The following is a 19,562-nucleotide window of genomic DNA, read 5'->3' as shown; positions in this document are numbered from 1 at the left end:
AGAAACTTCTTCAGACAATGAACCTCAAAATAGCAGTACTTCCCGGCGATGGAATCGGCCCGGAAATCTCCCGTCAGGGCGTGGACGTCATGACGGCTGTGTGTGAAAAATTCGGCCACGCGGTTGAATACCGCTACGCCATCTGTGGAGCCGACGCAATTGACAAGGTGGGCGATCCCTTCCCTGAAGAGACATTCGAGACCTGCCTCTGGGCCGACGCCGTGCTCTTCTCGGCTGTGGGCGACCCTAAGTTCGACAACGACCCCAACGCCAAAGTGCGCCCCGAACAGGGTCTGCTTGCCATGCGAAAAAAACTCGGCCTTTTCGCCAACATCCGCCCCGTGGAAACTTTCCAGTGCCTGATCCACAAATCCCCGCTGCGCGCCGAGCTGGTGGAGGGTGCCGATTTCATCTGCATCCGCGAGCTCACCGGCGGAATGTATTTCGGCGAGAAATACGAAGACAACGACCGCGCCTATGACACCAATGCCTACACCCGCCCGGAGATCGAACGCATTCTCCACGTGGCCTACAGCTATGCGCGCCGTCGCCGCCGCCATCTGACCGTGGTCGACAAAGCCAACGTGCTCGCCTCTTCGCGTCTCTGGCGCAAGGTGGCCCAGGAAATCGCACCGCAGTATCCCGACGTAGACACTGACTATATGTATGTCGACAACGCAGCCATGCGCATGATCCAGGAGCCCCCCTTCTTCGATGTGATGGTGACCGAAAACACCTTCGGCGACATTCTGACCGACGAAGGGTCTGTCATATCCGGTTCAATGGGCCTTCTGCCCTCGGCTTCCACCGGAGAGAAGACTCCTGTTTTCGAGCCCATCCACGGCTCATGGCCGCAGGCCAAGGGGATGAACATCGCCAACCCTCTGGCCCAGATTCTCTCTGTGGCAATGCTTTTCGAGTATTTCAACCTCATGGAAGAGGGAGCGCTGATCCGCAAGGCGGTCAATGCATCGCTTGACGCCAATGTCCGTACCCCCGAAATCCAGGTTGACGGCGGCGCCACCTACGGCACCAATGCCGTAGGTGCCTGGATAGCCGACTATATCCGCCAGGCCTGACCATCCCCCGGCATACAACGCATGGGTTTGCATCCCGTCAGCCGATCATCTGCATAGGTTCACATCCCGTCGGCGGGAATCCGTCATCCACACATACCGGATGGGGCCGAATTCGTGATGGTAAATCGGTGTCCTTGACCGGACACCAACATTCTTGGTTAATATCTATTCCCCCGACACCTTGTGCTGCGCACGGTGTCGGGGGCTATGAGTAAAACGGTGTCCTGACGGACACCCGCTGTCCCATACCCATCCGGAAAGGACACCCGCCTCCAAATACCCATTCCGGATAAAAGCAGCGGGACATACGCCGTTACGCTTCGGCTAATGGCCTCCGGGACATATGCCGTTACGCATCAGCTAATGGCCTCCGGGACATACGCCGTTACGCATCAGCTAATGGCGTCCGGAGGACGCTGATTTACTCGTAGCCCGTGACACCGCAGCGCACAGCGCGCAGGTGTCACGGGTACATGATTTACACAAACGGCTGGTGTCCGGCCGAGGACACCGATTTACCATCACACCCCGCCATTCAAATCCCCGAACCATTATACTTTATATGGCAAAACATTTGGTTATTATGATCTTAATCCATAAATTTGTGGCATTATGAGCCACATCTCCCTCACCTACCACCTGATATTCAGCACACACCAACGCCTCCCGTCAATACCCATCGCCCACGAACGCGAAATGTATAAATTCCTTTTTGATTTCTCCACTCAGCGAGGTGTCAAAATATGGCGCATAGGCGGTATGCCGGATCATATTCACATTCTGTGCGACATTCCTCCGAAACTATCGGTGGCCGACTATGTAAAACTCGTCAAAGCCGAAACGAGCAAATTCATGCGCACAAATCCTCATTTCCCTTATTGGGACAGATGGTCGGAGGGATACGGTGCGTTTTCGGTGGATACAGAAAGCCGTGAAGACCGGATAAATTACATAATGTCGCAAAAAGACCATCATGGGTGCAGGTCGTTTGCCGAAGAATATAAAGATATTTTGCAACATTACCATATACCGACAGAGCGAATTGATGATTCCCTTTGATTTATCAATATCATCGGTAAACCCACGCCCGTTGTTGATCGCATTCGTGATGGTAAATCGGTGTCCTCGACCGGACACCTTCATTCTTGGTTGATATCTATTCCCCCGACACCTTGTGCTGCGCACGGTGTCGGGGGCTACGAGTAAAACGGTGTCCTGACGGACACCCGCTGTCCCGTACCCATCCGGAAACACTACCTGCGGACACCCGCTGTCCAATACCCGTCCGGATCAAAGCAGCGGAACATACGCTGTCTTCACATACCGGATGGGGCCGAATTCGCGATGGTAAATCGGTGTCCTCGACCGGACACCTTCATTCTTGGTTGATATCTATTCCCCCCGACACTTTGTGCTGCGCACGGTGTCGGGGGCTACGAGTAAAACGGTGTCCTGGCGGACACCCGCTGTCCCGTACCCATCCGGAAACACTACCTGCGGACACCCGCTGTCCAATACCCGTCCGGATCAAAGCAGCGGAACATACGCTGTCTTCACATACCGGATGGGGCCGAATTCGCGATGGTAAATCGGTGTCCTCGACCGGACACCTTCATTCTTGGTTAATATCTATTCCCCCGACACCTTGTGCTGCGCACGGTGTCGGGGGCTACGATTAAATCGGTGTCCTGGCGGACACCCGCTGTCCCGTACCCATCCGGAAACACTACCTGCGGACACCCGCTGTCCAATACCCGTCCGGATCAAAGCAGCGGAACATACGCTGTCACGCTTCGGCTAATGGCGTCCGGGACATACGCTGTCACGCTTCGGCTAATGGCCTCCGGGACATATGCCGTTACGCTTCGGCTAATGGCCTCCGGGACATACGCTGTCACGCTTCGGCTAATGGCCTCCGGGACATTCGCCGTTACGCATCAGCTAATGGCGTCCGGAGGACGCTGATTTACTCGTAGCCCGTGACACCGCAGCGCGCAGGTGTCACGGGTACATGATTTACACATCCGGTTGGTGTCCGGCCGAGGACACCGATTTACCATCACGCCCCCGCTGTCCCGTACCCATTCAGATTCCGCACACCCCGCTGTCCCGTACCCCTCCGGTGTGCCGTTGGCGGACATCCGCTATTCCAATCCCCGCCGCAATCATCGGGGGGAATAAAAAAAGCATCCGCCCTCTCCACGGAGGGACGGATGCTGTCCGATATTATAGATTCGGTTTGTAGTCTGTTTACTTAACAATCACCTTGGTGACTTTGTTACCCTGACGACGGATATAAAGACCGTTTTCGGGGTTTTCAACGCGGATGCCCTGGAGGTTGAAGTATTCCACGGGGGCGTTTTCGTCAGCTACGATGTCGGCAATGCCGGTATCTACAGCTTTTTCATAGCCGGTTACATAGAACTGAGGTTTTCCGCTATAGATAGCCACCACACCGGTTACATCATAGGTTCCGGCTTCGACACCTGCGATAGTGTAGTTGTTGCGCATAGAAACTTCTGAGCCATTAACAGTTCCGGTAAAGTTGTCTTTTGTAGAGGGGGTAGCTTCTGCAAATACAACATTCTCAATTGTCACAACCTTATTGACATCAGCTTTTGTGATTTCAGACACCTTGGCAGGAGTGAAGCCGCTATTTTCAGAGGCCTCAGGCATACCGATAGGATTTAAGATTTCAGGGGTAGTTTTACCATACAGATCATAGCAGCCGATCCAACCTGCGGGGATCACATCGCCAGCGGTGTAGGCAGGCTGATTATTACCATAGACCTGGATAAAATCATTGCCATTGCAAGCGAAAGTGTTGTTGAAGTTCTTGAAAGCAACAGTCAGGGGATAGTTGATATAGAGCAGTGTTGTTTTATCAGTGATCGCCATTGTTTCAGCAATCGAGTTTACAGGCTGTCCTACATAAACTTTATACGAAGCCGATCCTGCAAGGAATTTATCATTTGATTCTGATTTTGCAGAAATTTCAGCAGTTCCAACACCAACAATTGTCACGGCGCCAGTAGCTGAGTTTACAGTTGCCACGTCAGTATTCGATGACACATATTCAGGGGCAGGAGCACCTTCTGCACAAGTAAAATCAGGTGCATCAATTGAAGATCCTAATGGGGCACAAACAGAAGCCTTTGAAAAAGCATACTCTGCATCAGCCTTATCAGATTTACTATATACGGTAATCTTATTAATTGAGATAGCCTGACCGTTAGATGTTTGAGATGGAATTACAAGGCCAACTTTGTAATATTTGTTTTCTGCCGGATTGGGGATTGTGATTGTCCAGTCTGAATTTGCACCGGTAGGCAGAGTGAGCGCAGTTTTAACCGCATTCTCAAAAGTGTTAGTATCTGCAACATATAAGGTTGCTGAAGTGATAGCGCTTGCTTTATAACGGGCTGCTATACCTATAACAATCTTCGATACGGGGGCTGCGTAAACTCCGGTGTAGAAATAAGGCTCTGAAGCATTATTTTTTCGGCCGCCTGCAATGAAATCCCAGCCGTTCTTGTTGTTATTAAAGCCCTTGAATACCCATTTTTCATCTGTTGATTTCCAGGTATCAGTATAATTACCTATCTTGTCATAGTCTGTACTGTTTTTTTTGAACTCGATGGATGAAAGTACATCTTGAGCATTTGCGCCGAGGCCGAGGAGCAAAATTGCGAGTGAGAGTAAAGTTTTTTTTCATAAGCGATTGATTTACAATTAATTAATCTATGAGAGATGTTATTTCGTGTTCCGGTGGAGAGTCTAAGCAGATATATAATGCAAAGTTAGTGCATCTGCGCTTAATATAATATAACAATTATGTTAAAATTTGCTGAGCGGGTTGATTTAGGGCAATCTTTCGGAGTTTTTGGCGATTTTTGCCGTAGGGGCAACTTTTGGGGGCGGGCGTGTGTTGTAAAGGTTGAAAGATTTGCTAACCTCTGTTTTAACTAATTTATATTATGAGTGAGAAAAAATCAAAATCAGGGACTGCTGTGTGGCTTGTGATCGGAGTGGTAGTTCTGATCATACTGCTTTTTCTGTGGCTGACTATCGCTGACATTTTCGGTGATACAGATGTGGCTGCGGCTGTGATGCCTGCGCTCTGACGGAAAAAGATAAAGAACCGCAGAAGTTTTCTCGCCTCACGGTGATACGACTTGCGGTTCTTTGAAGTGTCCGGGCGATGGAGTTGGGGGACGCCCGGACGGGCGGGTATTACTTTTTTTAAGCTTTCTTGACTACGCGGCGCTCTTTGATACGGGCCTTTTTGCCGGTGAGTGAGCGGAGGTAGTAGAGTTTAGCGCGACGCACTTTACCATATTTGTTGATGGTAATTGAGTCGATAAACGGTGATTCGATAGGGAAGATACGCTCTACGCCGATGTTGTCGGAGATTTTGCGTACGGTGAAGCGGCGCTTGTTGCCGTCGCCGGAGATGCGGATAACGACACCGCGATACTGCTGGATACGTTCCTTGTTACCTTCCTTGATTCGATAAGCGACGGTGATGGTGTCGCCGGGCTGGAAGTCAGGGTGCTGCTTGCCTGTGGCGAAAGCTTCTTCAGCAACTTTAATTAAGTCCATTTTTCTATACGTATATTAAAAATGTTAACACTGCTCGCAATATACGCAGGCTGCTTGTCCTTGCCAGAGATTGCGAATTCGGGTGCAAAGGTAGTGGAAAATCTGTTTACCTGCAAGCGTTTGACTGATTTTTTGCGGCCGAGAGTTCGAGGATGAGTTCATCGACAAGGTAAATTTCCGATCGGGCGTGAAGATCGGCAATGCCTTTTTCTATCAGCTGAAATGTGGCTGAGCCATAGAATATCTCCATAGCTTTTTCGATCGACAGCCCCAATCGGGCGGCAAGCCCGCTGATTATGCGGGCATATTTCATTTGCAATACAATTCTTCGTCCATCCATCGGTTTACAATTCTTTCATTGTATTACCCCTCTTTCTTTCATGAGACTGACAAGGTCGTCGGCAATGTATTCGGGACTGTATGTATGAAGCACTTCGTAGCCGGGCACAATATAGCTGCCAAGAATATCCGAGTCTTTCAGCATTCGGAATACTGTTGGCTGTGAGAGTTTGAGTCTCTCCGAGAGTGCGCCTATACAATATGTGGTGAAGTCCAGTTGATCAAATGTCATTAAGTAACTCTTCAAAATTAACAGATGTGCATAAGCAGCTCCGATGGATGATCTTTTTCAGAGTTACTTAGCCGAATAGTTTTATTACGCAAATATAATGAAATTCGCATAAATCCAAAAGCCGGGAGTCTTTTTATTGGAGTGCATTCGTATGGAATATGAAACGAAAATTAGCCCGATTAGGCTAATCGGGCTAATCGGGCTAATTGGATTGTGAGGTTTTGCGTCAGGTTCAGCGGAGGTCTTTGAGGAGGGTCTCGACGGCGGTTTTGAGCTGGTCGTCGATGCCGCGGACTATGCGGGCGGGATCATTGGCCACCTTCACGTCAGGCTCAAGCTGGGTGTTTTCAAGATAGTTGCCTTCGGCGGTGCGGAAACCGATCACGGGGATGCCGAACACGAGCGAGGGGTCCTGCATGTCGATCCAGTTGACCGAACTCATGGTGCCGGGGACGGGCATGCCGACCACCTTTCCGAGTTTCATGTGGCGGTAGACCCAGGGGGTGCCGTGGGCGTTGGAGTAGTTGGCCTCGCAGGTGAGCATGATGGAAGGCTTGTTCCAGCGGCGCGAGGGCATTTCGCCTACTGGCTGGCCTTTGATTTCCTGAGTGAGGTATTTCTTGCCGCTGAAGAGCACTTCGATGTCTTCGTGGAGACGGCCGCCGCCGTTGTTGCGGGTGTCGATGACTATGCCGTCACACTCATTGTATTTGCCGAGGATGTCGGCATAGATGGTGCGGTAGCTTTCATCGTTCATTGACTTGATGTGGACGTAGCCGAGACGGCCGTTTGAGAGAGAGTCGACCAGGTGGGCGTTGCGTTTGACCCAGCGGTCATAGAGCAGGCCGTTGATCACCGAGGCTTTGACGGGGAGCACCACTTCCTCGGTCTTTTCGCCGGAGGGGAGGGTGAAGGCCACGAGGGTCTTGCGGCCTGCCAGAGAGTTGAGCATCACGGTGGGGTCTGTCTTCGAGCCGATCTCGGTGCCGTTGATGGCGGTGATGACGGCTCCGGGCTTCATCGAGGAGTCGGCGTGGCCGAATGGGCCGCCTGCGAGCACTTCGCCCACCTTGAGGCCGGGTCCGGGATAGGTCATGTCATAGAGCAGGCCGAGCGATGCTGTGGCTTCGCGGGCGCCCTGCGGATAGTAGCGGCCTCCGGAGTGGGAGACGTTGATCTCGCCGAGGATCTCGCTTGTGAGTTCGGCGAAGTCGGCGTTGTGGCTGATGTGGGGGAGGAACTTGCGGTAGGCCTTGCCCATAGCTTTCCAGTCGGTGCCGTTCATGTCGGTGCCGAAGAAGCGCTTTTCGGCTTCGGTGAGCATGTAGTCATACATGTATTCGCGTTCGGCCGCGGCATCGAATTTCTGAGTGCCCGAGAAGCTTACGCCGTCAATCTTTCCGCCGGGGAGGCTCATCTTGCGGATGGCTCCGCCGCCGGTGAGGAAGAGGGTCTTGCCTGCAGCTGCGGGTTGCATGCCGGTGGGGCGTGCGCCGAGCTTGGAGGCGAGGCTCACGGTGCCTTTGCGGAGGTCTTTCTTCCAGAGGTCGTAGCCGTTGTCAACCTGGGCGAGGAACCAGAGGGTTTCGCCCTGGTCGTCGATATAGGCATCAGACATGGATGCCGAGAATGGGGTCAGGCGCACTATGCGGTCTGTGATGCCGTCGAGCTCGACGTTGATGATCTTTGAATCCTTGTCTTTGTCTGATTTGGCGGCTTTATCCTTGTCGGCCTTTGAGTCGGCTTTCTTCTTGCCGTCGGCTTTGGCGGCGGGCTTGGCAGCGGCTTTGGCGCGCGAGGCTTTCAGCTCTTTCTGAAGCTGGAAGTCTTCGGGCGAGAGGCGGAAGCGGTCATAGGCGGCCTGGTTTGTGAAGGCCAGAAGCACGTCATACTGCGATCCCCATGAAGCGTGGCTGCGCATACCGTAGCGGTCGCTGAGGAAGAGGATTGCATCGCCTCCCATCACCCAGCGGGGCGACTGGTTCATGTAGGCCGAGTTGGTGATGTTGGTGATTGTGCCGTCAGCGGCATTGATGATGGCGATGTCGAAATAGGGTGAGCGGCGGTGCATGTCGACCACGGCCACGAGCCATTTTCCGTCGGGTGACCATGAGTAGTCGAGCATACCGTCACGGTCGTTGCAGATGTTGCCCTTGGTGAGTCTGCGCACCTTCTTTGAGGCGAGGTCCATCACTGCGATGTCGCGGCGGTCGATGGTGAAGGCCATCTGCTTGCCGTCAAGCGAGATCACGGGGTTGGCACGGTCGGTGCGGTCACCGGCGGGGAAGATTGCAGTCTCTTCAACGAGGGTTGCGTTGGGGAAGTTGGGGTCCTCGTCGCGGCCTATCTTGGCGCTATATATATTAAGGTGGCCGTCGCGGTCGGAGGTGTAGTAGAGAGTGCGGTTGTCACTGCCCCAGGAGATGAAGTTTTCAGCGGCGGGGGTTGATGTGATCTGGCGGGTGGTGGGATAGTCAACGGAGGTCACGAAGATGTCGCCGCGATTAGAGAAGGCCACCTGTTTGCCGTCGGGCGAGGGAACGGCACCTGATGCACCGCTGCTGAAGTTGCGGATGCGGAGGGGCTCCGACTGGTCGGCCGTGATGTCGATCCTGACCTTGGAGGGTTTGGCTCCGGGGGTCATGGTGTAGATCTCGCCGTCATAGGTGAAAGCCAGAGTGCCGTCGGCTCCGCGCGAGAGGAAGCGGACGGGATGGGTGGTGAAGTTTGTCAGGCGGCTTGCCTTTGAGAGGTCGTCGACGGGTGCTGAGTAGACGTTGAAGCTGCCTCCGTCACGCTCGCTGAGGAACCATACGGTCTTGCCGTCGGGGCTGACCACGGGGTTGCGGTCTTCACCGGCACGGTCGGTGAGGTTGGTGTGGCGTCCGCTTGCGGCATCGTATTTCCAGAGATCGCGGGTGACTGACGAGGTGTGGTGCTTGCGCCATTCGTCTTCAAGTCCCTTGCGGTCCATGTAGAGGAATGATTTTCCGTCAGGGAGATAGCTGACGGCCTCGGCGGGAGTTGAGAGGATCTGCATGGGGCGTCCGCCGCTGACGGGCACACTGTAGAGCTCGGTCTGCCATGAGGAGGGGAAGAGGAGCGATCCGGGAGCGTCCTGGATTGAAGCCGAGTAGACCACGGCTGAGCCGTCGGGGGTGAAGGCCCAGGGAGTTTCAGCCACAGAGTTGAAACTCAGGCGTGTGGCTTCGCCGCCTCTGGAGTCCATGATGTAGATGTCGGCATTTCCTTCGCGGTCGCTGGTGAAGGCGATCTTCGATCCGTCGGGCGACCATACGGGCATGGCCTCGTAGGCTTCATTGGCGGTGAGGCGCGTGGCTTCTCCGCCCTTGGCAGGGACTGTGAAGATGTCACCTTTGTAGGTGAAGGCGATTTTCGATCCGTCAGGCGAGATGCGTACATCTCGGAGCCACATCGGGGTGACGGCTCCGGCACCGAGTGCCGCGCCGGCAAGAAGAGTGGCGAGGAGGTTTCGTCTGTTCATAAGTAAGTTATAGCGTGATTGGTTATTGATTTCTGTCATTATTGTGAGTGAGGCACGGGGCTGATCAGTGGCGCGTTGCGGCGCGCGATCCGCGCTTCTGCAGGTAGTCGGCCAGCCAGACTCCGAGCAGGATCATGGCGCAGCCGGTCACTCCGATCAGCGTGATCTCCTCGCCAAGAATGAGGAAGGAGAAGATGAGGGTTACCACGGGCTGGAAATACATATAGTTCGAGGCCTTGACAGCTCCGATCTTGCCGTTGATCACTGCCCACATCAGATAAGCGAACAGAGAGCAGAAGAGGGCGAGGAAGAGAATGTTGAGCAGCAGTTTGGGCTGTATGAGCACGGCGGGAGAGGTGACATGAGGCTCGATGAGCAGGAAGGGAAGGGCTGTCAGGACTCCGTAGAAGAAAGTCTTGCGGGTGATGAACAGTGCGCTGTAGAGTGGTGTGAGCTGCTTGATGATGATGCTGTAGACGGCCCAGCAGAGGGCAGCGAGCAGGGCGAGGAGGTCGCCGAGGGGGTTGATGCTCAGAGCGAAGCTACTGTTGAAAATCACAAGCCCCACTCCGACGAAGGCTATAGCCGATCCGAAAATGGTGGCTTTGCCCGGACGTTCCGAGCGGTAGAGGAAGCCAATGAGCAACACCGTGAGAAGCGGAGAGAGAGATGTGATTAGCGAGACGTTGCTGACCAGGGTGTACTGCAGGGCGACGTTCTCGGAGATAAAGTAGATCGACCCTCCGAAGAGGCCCGCAAGTATGAATATGAATTCATGGCGCCATGTGTTGCTTCTGATCTGCTTGTGGCAGAAGAGCAGCAGGGCCAGATAGGCAAGGGCGAAACGATAGATGTAGACTTCGATCGGCGAAAGGCCGTTGTCCATGAGGACTTTGGTTGAAATGAATGAGATACCCCATCCCATGACTGCCACAGCCGCGCCGGCATGATAGATGAGGTTGCTTCCGGCTGAAAAACGCTTCGTTGACATAAGAAAGCCAAAAAATCGGACACCCGCGCGCCGGTGTTGTGATAGGTCTGATATTAGCGCGCAAGGCGAAAAATTTAAGGTTAACCTTCGTTTTAGACGCGCAGCTGTCAGCTGACCGGTGTCAGTTATGCCGACGGAAGGATTTTACGTCAACCATAACTGCTGACAAAATTAAGAATTTTTTGTCAAAGAACACAGTCCCGACAAAAAACTTTATCGCTCTGCCGGACGTATTATCTAATGTAGACGCAAGAAAGTGATAAAACAGTCCCGATTATAGATTTTATTGGGATATGTTGAGGGAATTTCCTATTTTTGCGTCTGAATTTAACACGTTAACTTAAAAACATTAAAAGCAATGAAACTCGCAAAAGCATTAGGAATTCCTGCAATGGCACTCTGCGTGCTTCTCTCCACGGGATGTTCTTCATGGTCCAATACGGGCAAGGGCGCAGCCATCGGCGGCGGTGGCGGTGCAGCTCTCGGAGCAGGCCTCGGAGCTCTCATCGGCGGCGGTAAAGGCGCTGCCATCGGTACCGCTATAGGCGCTGCGGTAGGCGCAGGCGCAGGTGTGCTCATCGGAAAGAAGATGGACAAGCAGCAAGCCGAACTTGAGGCCGAACTCGCAAAGCAGGCCGAGATCAAGCAGGTAACTGACGAAAACGGTCTCCAGGCAATCCAGGTGACTTTTAACGGCGGAATCCTTTTCCCCACCAACGGCACAACCCTCAGCGCCAACGCGCGCACTGATCTGAGCAAGTTTGCCGCTTCGCTCATCAACAACCCCGGCACAAACGTGCAGATCTACGGCTACACCGATGACACCGGCACTCTCGCCGTGAACGAGCGTGTGGCTACCGGACGTGCGAACGCCGTGCGCAACTATCTGCTCAACAGCGGTGTGCAGGCCAACCGTCTTTCTGCCGAAGGTCTGCCCATGCAGGACTATATCGCATCAAACTCTACTGCCGAAGGACGCGCGCAGAACCGCCGTGTAGAAATCTTCATCACCGCAAGCAAGGAGATGATCGACCAGGCCAACAGCGGTAATCTGAAATAAACCGCAAGCGTCTCGACAATTAGCAATCATCAATTCCATTATCCGTATATGGCTTCCCTCCGCCTGAACGGAGCGGTCAATGCCGGAACAGAGAGGAGTCTGTGTCACCTCAGCGCGACACAGACTCCTCTGCTTTTTTTCATCCTGATCAGAGCAGGCAGGCCTGTCATTTCCGGCGGCCCGCACCGGATTGCTGACCGGAATCAGATTTTGACTTTGCCGAGCTCGATGACTTCAAGGCCGGTAACCGAACCGGTGTCGATGGTCAGGCGCACGAGCGTGCGCTCTTTCTGCCATCCGTGATAACCGGCAGCACCGGGGTTGACGTGAAGCAGGCCGAGTTCGGCGTCGGGCATCACTTTAAGGATGTGGGAATGGCCGCAGACCATGAGGTTGACGCGGTTTTCTATGAGCTGACGCTTCACGCCGGGGGCGTAGCGTCCGGGATAGCCTCCGATATGGGTCATCCAGACATTGACACCCTCTATCTGAAAGCACTCTACTTCCCGACACCTGCGGCAGACTTCGCCGTGGTCAATGTTGCCGCGCACGGCCCTGACCACGGGCACCACCTCTTCGAGGCGGCGTATCACACCGATGTCACCAACATCGCCACAGTGCCATATCTCGTCGCAGTTTTTGAAATGGGCGGCATAGCGGTCGTCCCAGCAGGAATGGGTGTCAGAGATGATTCCGATTGTTTTCATCAAATATCTTGTTTATGCGGTTGAAGCCACGGAGCGCGGGCTAATGGACCTTTTTCAGTAATGTTATTCTGTTGAGCAGCATGGTGCCGCTGATGTAGGTAAGCGCGATCTTGTTGGGGCCTTCCTGCAGGGAGACCACCACGGTGTTTGACGGTCTGACGGTCACCCAGTCGTCATGATGGAACGAGGGACAGACCAGAGTGGCCACATCGCGACCGTTGATGCTGAGAGTGCGGAGCGCGTCGCGCTGCGAACCGTTGGAGTAGCCAACGGTCAGAAAGTAGTCACCGGCGGCAGGGACGTTGGCATAGCAGGTGATGCGGGTGTTGTGGCGGGCGGCAAGCTCGATATAGCCGTCGGCAGTCCGGCGGTCTCTGATCAGATGCATAGGCGGGCGGCGCGGTATGACTGACGATGCGAGTACGGTGACTTCCGACTGACCCGGAGCATAGACATGGCCGGGCGGCGAGAATCCGGTCAGCCCACCCGGAAGCGAGGGCATGATCGCGGAGACTGAAGGCTCAGACGGAGGGAGCGAATAGCGCTCAGCGCCGAGCACCTGGGTCATTACTCCATCCACAAAAAGACTGTAGCGGATCTCAGGGTCGAAATCCATTATCTCGACAGTCCTGCCGTCATCACTCCACCTCAGCTGCGGGACGTGGAGCAGATCTCTGCGCTCGACGATGTTCACACCAGACTCCGGCAGATCGTTGCCTGACAGGGTGATGTCCACCCTGTGACGGCCCTCCAGAGAGGCCGGCAGACGTGGGGTCTCCAGCGATACGGAGTCGACGGCAAAGGTGGCGATACGGTCGCCCGTGCCGTGCATAACGATGTCAAACACCGCGTCGCGATAACGGAAACCGCCCAGAGTCTTGTCTCCTGCGAATGCCACCGGCACTATCGGTCGGAAGTCAATGCCATCAGGAGTGAAATCCATACCGAAAAAGCCTTTGCAGACCACTGCCGGCCACTCGGAAGTTAGATTGCCGTCAACAGCCATGTTCATAAGCGATGCCACTCCAAGCACAAAGGCCTGCGGGTTGCGGACCTTGGCGGCCGCAAGAGTGAAAAGAGCCTGGGTAAGCGGCGAGCAAGAGCCGGCAGCCGGGTTGATCTGCGGACAGACATCAGGTACTCCGTCACGATAGACCGGCATGGCGCTGACCAGATCCTCGGCCATCTCCGCTGTGGCTATGCCGTTGAGCACGCAGAGCGCGTTCGCACGACTGTCAGACACGGCTGACAACACCGGATAATAAACTCCGTAGAGATACTGTCCGTAGCGCTGCCCGTCGGGAATCCACAGGCGGTCATTGATCGCTGAACGCAAGGCTGCAAACTGGATCTGATGCTCATGCTCGGCATAGAGATTCAGTTCTCCGGCCATACGCGACGCTACAGAACTGGCCGTGGCCTGCGAGACGTTGACCTCCAGAGCCAGTGTCTGGTAGCGGTCCATCGCCGTCATCCAGTCAGGATAATAGTCCGCAGGATTGTCAATCCGTGCGACCTGCCCGCACACCAGGGGGGCGATTCTTCCGGAGGGTTGCTTCCACTGCTTGCGGATTGAGGCGGTCAGTATGTCATAGGCTTCTTTGAGCCACTGGCGCGAGCCGGTCACACAATACAGTTCCCAGGCGGCAATGGCCCAGCAGCCTATGTCGGAAATCTTCGGGAAATCCTGGCAGCGGATACAGCCGTCGGCCACCTCTGCCCTGAGCGCAGCCATTGACTCCTCTGGCCGCAGAAAGGCCCCTGCCAGCCTGACATCAGCCACTGTCAATGCCGAAGTATCGGCGAGCGCGGCGGCAAACAGTGCATCGGCCATGCGTCCGGCCGAACTGTAGGCCACGGTTCTGTGAAGCGAATCGCCCCACCCTGCCCTGCCTGACTCAGCCGCCCTGAGGCCGGAGGCTGTGTAGATCCGGTGGCCCCGGACAATGCTGTCTGGATACAGTTCGAAACTGCCGCCGTCATATATGGCATTCTTTTCTACACCTGCATGTGAGCATGACACTGCAAGGAGCAGTGTCAGATGGCAGGCCAACAGTAGAAATATGCGCGACATAATCAGCAGGCGGAATGTCAGAGGTGAGTAATGCTTATATCAATACCTATATTAATATAGGTGTATTATATTATATAACGTTTCAAGTCACAACAATAGCGATGAAGAGTTGCAGTCTGCAATCTTCACCGCCATTGAATATGTTTCTTTCAAATAAATTCGGGTGATTTTCGGGTGTTTTCCTGACCTCCTTTCGGTTGATTGTCTAAAGGTAGAGTGCTAATCAGAAAAATCTTATTCTTCGTTGGCACGAAGCTGCTGGACGTAAACAGCCTTCATCATTTTCTTACGGTTGGTCACAGAGGGCTTCTGGAAAGCCTGACGTGAACGAAGCTCGCGAACGATACCGGTCTTTTCAAATTTACGCTTGAATTTCTTCAGTGCCTTTTCGATGTTTTCACCTTCTTTTACTTGTACGATGATCATTTTGGTTTCTTGATTATTGATATTTAAGTTATTGATTGGTGAGACGGCCGCAAAAACGCCCTGTTTCAGACTGTCCCGGCGGACGCCTCACGGATTTGCGTTGCAAAATTAGCAATTCTTTTTCGTATTTCAAAACATTTTAGCTTTTTAGCTGAAAATGCCGCTGAAAATTACATGAAAAGTGTTTCGAGGGCATATGCTCCGATACCTGCGATATAACCGACGAAGGCAATCCAGGTGAAACGGCGCAGATACCAGCCGAAGCTGATTTTTTCGAGGCCCATGACCACCACTCCGGCTGCCGATCCGATGATGAGCATCGAGCCACCGACTCCGGCACAGTAGGCAAGCAGCTGCCAGAACAATCCGTCGCAGGCAAAATCGCCGGTCGGAGCGATGGCATACATGTCCATGCAGCCGGCCACGAGGGGCACGTTGTCAACGATGCTTGAGACCACGCCGATGACACCGGTCACAAGATAGTGGTTGCCATTGGAGACTTCATTGAGCCACTGGCCGAACGCGGTGAGCACTCCGGTTTCCTGGAGGGTGGCCACTGCGAGGAGAATGCCGAGAAAGAAAAGTATGGTGGCGAGGTCAATGCGCGAAAGCAGAGTTGTCACTTTCAGATGCGAGTCACCGGCCAGGATAGAGCAACGGTTGGAGCGCCATTCGCTTACAAGCCACAGCACACCGAGAGCGAGGAGTATGCCCATGAAAGGGGGCAGACCGGTGAGCATTCTGAAGATAGGCACGAAGATCAGGCCGGCCACACCGAAGATGAGTATGATCTTGCGGTCAGCCGGAGAATTCCTGACTTCATTGGCTTCAGACTGTTTCGGAGCCACGACCTCGCCTTTGAGGTAGAGCGAGACGCAGAGAGCCGAGACGACAACCGAGACAATCGAGGGGATGATGAGCTGAGAGATCACACCGCCGGTCGAGATCATGCCTTTGATCCAGAGCATAATGGTGGTAACGTCGCCGATCGGCGAGAAGGCTCCGCCGGCATTGGCCGCGATTATGATGATGCCGCCGTAGATCATGCGGTCTTTGTGGTCTTCGATCAGCTTGCGCAGCACCATGATCATCACGATCGAGGTGGTAAGATTGTCAAGTATGGCCGAGAGGATGAAGGTCATGGCTGTGATGCGCCACAGAAGAGCTCTTTTGCTTTTGGTGGCCAATGCGTCATGAACGAAGTAGAATCCGCCGTTGGCATCGACGATCTCCACGATGGTCATGGCGCCCATAAGGAAGAAGAGAATCTCGCAGGTCTCTCCGAGATGATGGAGCAGACGTCCGGAATAGTCAGCGCTGTCGCCCACGCCGCAGGCGTAGAGAGTCCAGCAGATAACACACATAAGCAGTGCGGGTACGGCTTTGTTGATCTTCAACACACTCTCAAGTGCGATGCACAGATAGCCGAGGATAAAAAACGTGACAATAGCTGTTACCATTTCTAAAGTTTTTATTTCATGGATTATGATTGATTTTTCAAAAACGTGAATTTAAGGCAAAAAACAGCAGGCCAAGTGACCTGTCGGTACTGACAATTCGGGCGCAAAGGTCGGAATTATCAGAATCAAAACAAAATTTACAATAATGAAAGATTTCCTTAATCACAGGAGACTTAGCGCTTGGTTGACAAGCACATCTCAAGTCCGTTCAGACAGTCTTTCCGATGGCATCGCGGATGACAAGAGAGGCAAGAGTGATTCCGAAAACAGCTGTAATGTGCATGAAAGCCCCGTTGACTGCCACTTTTCCGTAGGTCATGGCCCCGCTCCGGTCAGCGAGCATAACCGCATCAGCATGATTTGCGACCAGTTCGTCGGAATAGACACAGCGGAACTTGCGGGTCGGAAAAACACCCGATTTTTTAAACTTGCGCCTTAAAGCCGCTGCAAGCGGGCAGCCTTTCACTTTCCAGAACTCAGCCACGGCTATGCGCGAGGGGTCAAGCTTGAGAGCCGCTCCCATCGATGAGTAGAAGTGCACCGGTCGGGAGCTTTTGGCCGTCTCGGCCATTGCCGCCGTTGCGTTCAGAATGAGCAGAGCCTTGTCAGCCAGCGAATCAATGGCATCTATGACATAGTCATAGTCCCTGAGATCGTAGCGCGACTGGGTTTCGGCGTTATAAAAATCATGGATGGCTTCAATCTCGGCATCAGGGTTGATGTCAAGCAGACGCTGCTTCATCACCTCGACTTTCACACGGCCTACCGTTGATGACGTGGCCGGCAGCTGACGGTTGATGTTAGAGGCGGCCACTGTATCCGCATCGACAATAGTCAGCCGGGCTATACCGCTGCGCACCAGAGTCTCGGCAGTCCAGCTCCCCACGCCGCCTACGCCGAAGATTATGACCCTGCGCGAGGCCAGAGTCCCGAAAGCCTCAGTCCCTGTCAGAAGGGCCACACGGTTGAAAGAATCCTTTATCATTACAAGTAATTACAGAATAGCGGCCGGGCGGTCAGTCTCTATATAGCAACGAATCTTTGATGCGCGACCAGACCGATGGTTTTTCCATACGCAGATGCACATTCACTTTAGAGTCTGACTTGCTCAGAAAGACAATCGAGTTGCGCAACACGATCGCTATCTGGTTTTCAAATTCAAATATCTCGTGTATGTGCCTGAGCGGAATTCTGGCAAACGGCGATGACGGATCAACGCTTCCGATAAACAGGTCATCCTCATCAATGACTATGCCGTGATTTTCCAGCGCATAGTCAAAAAGCAGAGAAAAGTTAAGCTCGTCTGTCGACGCCGGAGGCCGATTATATTTCCGGTAGAGAGCATCAATAAGTTTTCGTGTTACCATAAATCAGAAAGAATGGATAAATGTTCCGGACCTTATTGTTCGGTTTAAATCAGGCCTGCCGATTCACTATGCACTGTGCCGCATTGGCGAAAAAAGAGGTCTGCAGTTGAAATCAAACGCATACGGATGTGAGAATTTCTATTTTATAAACACCCTTGCCGCCACAATGGTTCTCAATCAGGGCCGGATTCCTGGAACAATTTTTAAGTAACTCTTCAAAATTAAACGATATAATGTACATTAGTATCTCCTATGGAGGATCTTTTATACTCTCTGCGGTTTTATTCCGGTCAGAATCAAGTTCTTCATCGGTCGTTTATGTCTATAAACTCCCTCTTCATTCCTCGATTCTGCCTCTGAATAAATTCCGCATATAGTATAAATTAATTTTTCAGAGTTACTTATTACAAATAACTTATCGCAGGAAAGTAATCATGAAAAACGCAGAGGCATAACATTTTATTCAGCTAAAATTTATGCCCCTGCGTTTTTATAAGGGATATTCAGATCCTGATATCATCAGGCAAGGAATCCGAGAAGCACACCGGCTGCCACAGCCGAACCGATCACACCGGCCACGTTCGGGCCCATAGCGTGCATCAGCAGGTAGTTGCTCGGATCGTATTCCAGACCGAGGTTGTTTGAAATACGTGCCGACATCGGAACGGCCGAAACGCCGGCGTTGCCGATAAGCGGATTGATCTTCTTGGACTTCGGAAGAACCAGATTAAAGAGCTTGACGAAGATCACACCGCTGGCCGAGGCGATGATAAACGCCATGAAGCCAAGAAGGAAGATGCGGATAGTTTCCGAAGTCAGGAACTCTGACGCCTGGGTCGATGCGCCGACTGTCATGCCCAGAAGGATGGTGACAATATCGGTGAGGGCATTGCTGGCAGTCTTGGCCAGACGGTTGGTGACACCGCACTCACGCAGAAGGTTGCCGAAGAAGAGCATGCCGAGCAGCGGCAGACCCGAAGGCACAACGAAGCAGGTGAGGATCAGACCCACGATCGGGAAAATGATCTTTTCGTTCTGCGACACGGCGCGCGCGGGCTTCATCTTGATCAGACGCTCGTTCTTGGTGGTCAGCAAGCGCATCAGCGGCGGCTGGATCACTGGCACGAGAGCCATATAGGAGTAAGCCGACACGGCAATGGCGCCCATTAGGTTCGGAGCGAGTTTCGACGAAAGGAAGATTGCTGTCGGACCGTCGGCACCGCCGATGATGGCAAGCGCACCGGCCTGGTCAGGAGCAAAGCCTAAAAGAAGAGCCACCATGTAGGCACCGAAAATACCGAACTGCGCGGCAGCGCCGATGAGCATGAGCTTCGGATTGGCGATCAGTGCCGAGAAGTCGGTCATGGCGCCGATGCCGAGGAAGATCAGAGGCGGATACCAGCCTGCACTCACACCGTTGTAGAGGATATTGAGCACGGAGCCTTCTTCATAAATACCGATTTCCAGACCGGCGGTAGTGTTGAAGGGCACATTGCCGATAAGGATACCGAAACCTATAGGCACGAGGAGCATGGGCTCGAAGTTCTTCTTAATGGCAAGCCAGATGAAGAACAAGCCCACCACCAGCATCACCAGATGCTGCCACGTGGCGTTGTAGAAACCTGTCAGATGCCAGAACTCCTGAAGGTTTTGGGTTAAGAATTCGCTAAACATAATTGATGCTGTTACTTGGAAGTGAGGTTTTCAATCAGATTGTAAG

At 53.3% G+C, this 19,562-nt stretch carries 17 protein-coding genes; 4 read left to right on the top strand and 13 right to left on the bottom strand.

Annotated elements, in window-relative coordinates:
* The first annotated feature begins 17 nt into the window (after positions 1 to 17).
* Both leuB and tnpA read left to right on the top strand, forming a co-directional pair.
* The gene (leuB, locus tag FDZ78_RS08630) at positions 18 to 1,079 is read left to right on the top strand and encodes a 3-isopropylmalate dehydrogenase (RefSeq protein ID WP_136408420.1); all 1,062 of its coding nucleotides are present in this window, start codon (positions 18 to 20) and stop codon (positions 1,077 to 1,079) included.
* 612 nt (positions 1,080 to 1,691) lie between these two features.
* Positions 1,692 to 2,138: an IS200/IS605 family transposase gene (tnpA, locus tag FDZ78_RS08625; RefSeq protein WP_136408419.1), complete on the top strand. Its 447-nt coding sequence runs from the start codon at positions 1,692 to 1,694 to the stop codon at positions 2,136 to 2,138.
* 1,191 nt (positions 2,139 to 3,329) lie between these two features.
* On the opposite strand, the gene FDZ78_RS08620 is transcribed toward tnpA, so the two are convergent.
* Positions 3,330 to 4,763, bottom strand: a complete 1,434-nt coding sequence (locus FDZ78_RS08620; RefSeq protein ID WP_136408418.1) for a hypothetical protein — start codon at positions 4,761 to 4,763, stop codon at positions 3,330 to 3,332.
* A 293-nt stretch (positions 4,764 to 5,056) separates the two neighbouring features.
* Here FDZ78_RS08620 and FDZ78_RS14635 point away from each other — a divergent pair, with 293 nt between their 5' ends.
* Positions 5,057 to 5,203 (top strand): hypothetical protein, encoded by a 147-nt coding sequence (locus FDZ78_RS14635; RefSeq protein WP_160630765.1) that lies wholly within the window; start codon positions 5,057 to 5,059, stop codon positions 5,201 to 5,203.
* A gap of 118 nt (positions 5,204 to 5,321) precedes the next feature.
* On the opposite strand, the gene rplS is transcribed toward FDZ78_RS14635, so the two are convergent.
* The 5 genes from rplS to FDZ78_RS08595 form a co-directional block, all read right to left on the bottom strand.
* Positions 5,322 to 5,681 carry a 50S ribosomal protein L19 gene (gene rplS, locus FDZ78_RS08615; RefSeq protein WP_107032421.1) on the bottom strand — a complete coding sequence of 120 codons (360 nt, stop codon included), beginning with the start codon at positions 5,679 to 5,681 and terminating at the stop codon, positions 5,322 to 5,324.
* Positions 5,682 to 5,787: 106 nt separating this feature from the next.
* Positions 5,788 to 6,021, bottom strand: coding sequence for a DUF3791 domain-containing protein (locus tag FDZ78_RS08610; protein ID WP_168182012.1), 234 nt, complete (start codon positions 6,019 to 6,021; stop codon positions 5,788 to 5,790).
* Between the two features lie 15 nt (positions 6,022 to 6,036).
* Positions 6,037 to 6,252, bottom strand: coding sequence for a DUF3791 domain-containing protein (locus FDZ78_RS08605; protein ID WP_107032418.1), 216 nt, complete (start codon positions 6,250 to 6,252; stop codon positions 6,037 to 6,039).
* Positions 6,253 to 6,484: 232 nt separating this feature from the next.
* Positions 6,485 to 9,757 carry a S41 family peptidase gene (locus tag FDZ78_RS08600; protein ID WP_136408417.1) on the bottom strand — a complete coding sequence of 1,091 codons (3,273 nt, stop codon included), beginning with the start codon at positions 9,755 to 9,757 and terminating at the stop codon, positions 6,485 to 6,487.
* Positions 9,758 to 9,821: 64 nt separating this feature from the next.
* The gene (locus FDZ78_RS08595) at positions 9,822 to 10,748 is read right to left on the bottom strand and encodes a DMT family transporter (RefSeq protein ID WP_168182010.1); all 927 of its coding nucleotides are present in this window, start codon (positions 10,746 to 10,748) and stop codon (positions 9,822 to 9,824) included.
* A gap of 358 nt (positions 10,749 to 11,106) precedes the next feature.
* On the opposite strand from FDZ78_RS08595, the gene FDZ78_RS08590 reads away from it, so the two are divergent.
* Positions 11,107 to 11,808, top strand: coding sequence for an OmpA family protein (locus tag FDZ78_RS08590; RefSeq protein ID WP_107032416.1), 702 nt, complete (start codon positions 11,107 to 11,109; stop codon positions 11,806 to 11,808).
* A gap of 203 nt (positions 11,809 to 12,011) precedes the next feature.
* On the opposite strand, the gene FDZ78_RS08585 is transcribed toward FDZ78_RS08590, so the two are convergent.
* The 7 genes from FDZ78_RS08585 to FDZ78_RS08555 all read right to left on the bottom strand — a co-directional run bounded on the left by FDZ78_RS08585 (position 12,012) and on the right by FDZ78_RS08555 (position 19,516).
* The gene (locus FDZ78_RS08585; protein WP_136408416.1) at positions 12,012 to 12,515 is read right to left on the bottom strand and encodes a metallophosphoesterase; all 504 of its coding nucleotides are present in this window, start codon (positions 12,513 to 12,515) and stop codon (positions 12,012 to 12,014) included.
* Between the two features lie 40 nt (positions 12,516 to 12,555).
* Entirely contained in the window at positions 12,556 to 14,589 is a 2,034-nt protein-coding gene (locus FDZ78_RS08580) for a hypothetical protein (protein WP_136408415.1), read from the bottom strand.
* A 234-nt stretch (positions 14,590 to 14,823) separates the two neighbouring features.
* The gene (gene rpsU, locus FDZ78_RS08575; protein ID WP_107032413.1) at positions 14,824 to 15,015 is read right to left on the bottom strand and encodes a 30S ribosomal protein S21; all 192 of its coding nucleotides are present in this window, start codon (positions 15,013 to 15,015) and stop codon (positions 14,824 to 14,826) included.
* A 170-nt stretch (positions 15,016 to 15,185) separates the two neighbouring features.
* Positions 15,186 to 16,475, bottom strand: coding sequence for a sodium:proton antiporter NhaD (gene nhaD / locus FDZ78_RS08570; RefSeq protein ID WP_123398803.1), 1,290 nt, complete (start codon positions 16,473 to 16,475; stop codon positions 15,186 to 15,188).
* A gap of 208 nt (positions 16,476 to 16,683) precedes the next feature.
* Complete coding sequence (locus FDZ78_RS08565; RefSeq protein WP_123398804.1) at positions 16,684 to 17,460, bottom strand: ThiF family adenylyltransferase; 777 nt, start codon at positions 17,458 to 17,460, stop codon at positions 16,684 to 16,686.
* Between the two features lie 31 nt (positions 17,461 to 17,491).
* Positions 17,492 to 17,842: a hypothetical protein gene (locus FDZ78_RS08560; protein ID WP_123398805.1), complete on the bottom strand. Its 351-nt coding sequence runs from the start codon at positions 17,840 to 17,842 to the stop codon at positions 17,492 to 17,494.
* Between the two features lie 519 nt (positions 17,843 to 18,361).
* Positions 18,362 to 19,516, bottom strand: a complete 1,155-nt coding sequence (locus FDZ78_RS08555; protein WP_136408414.1) for a sodium ion-translocating decarboxylase subunit beta — start codon at positions 19,514 to 19,516, stop codon at positions 18,362 to 18,364.
* Positions 19,517 to 19,562: the final 46 nt, after the last annotated feature.

The organism is Duncaniella sp. B8 (genome assembly GCF_005304985.1).
GTDB lineage: Bacteria > Bacteroidota > Bacteroidia > Bacteroidales > Muribaculaceae > Duncaniella > Duncaniella muris.
The sequence above is the reverse complement of the archived record's forward strand: the minus strand, read 5'-3'. Positions and strand labels throughout refer to the sequence as shown.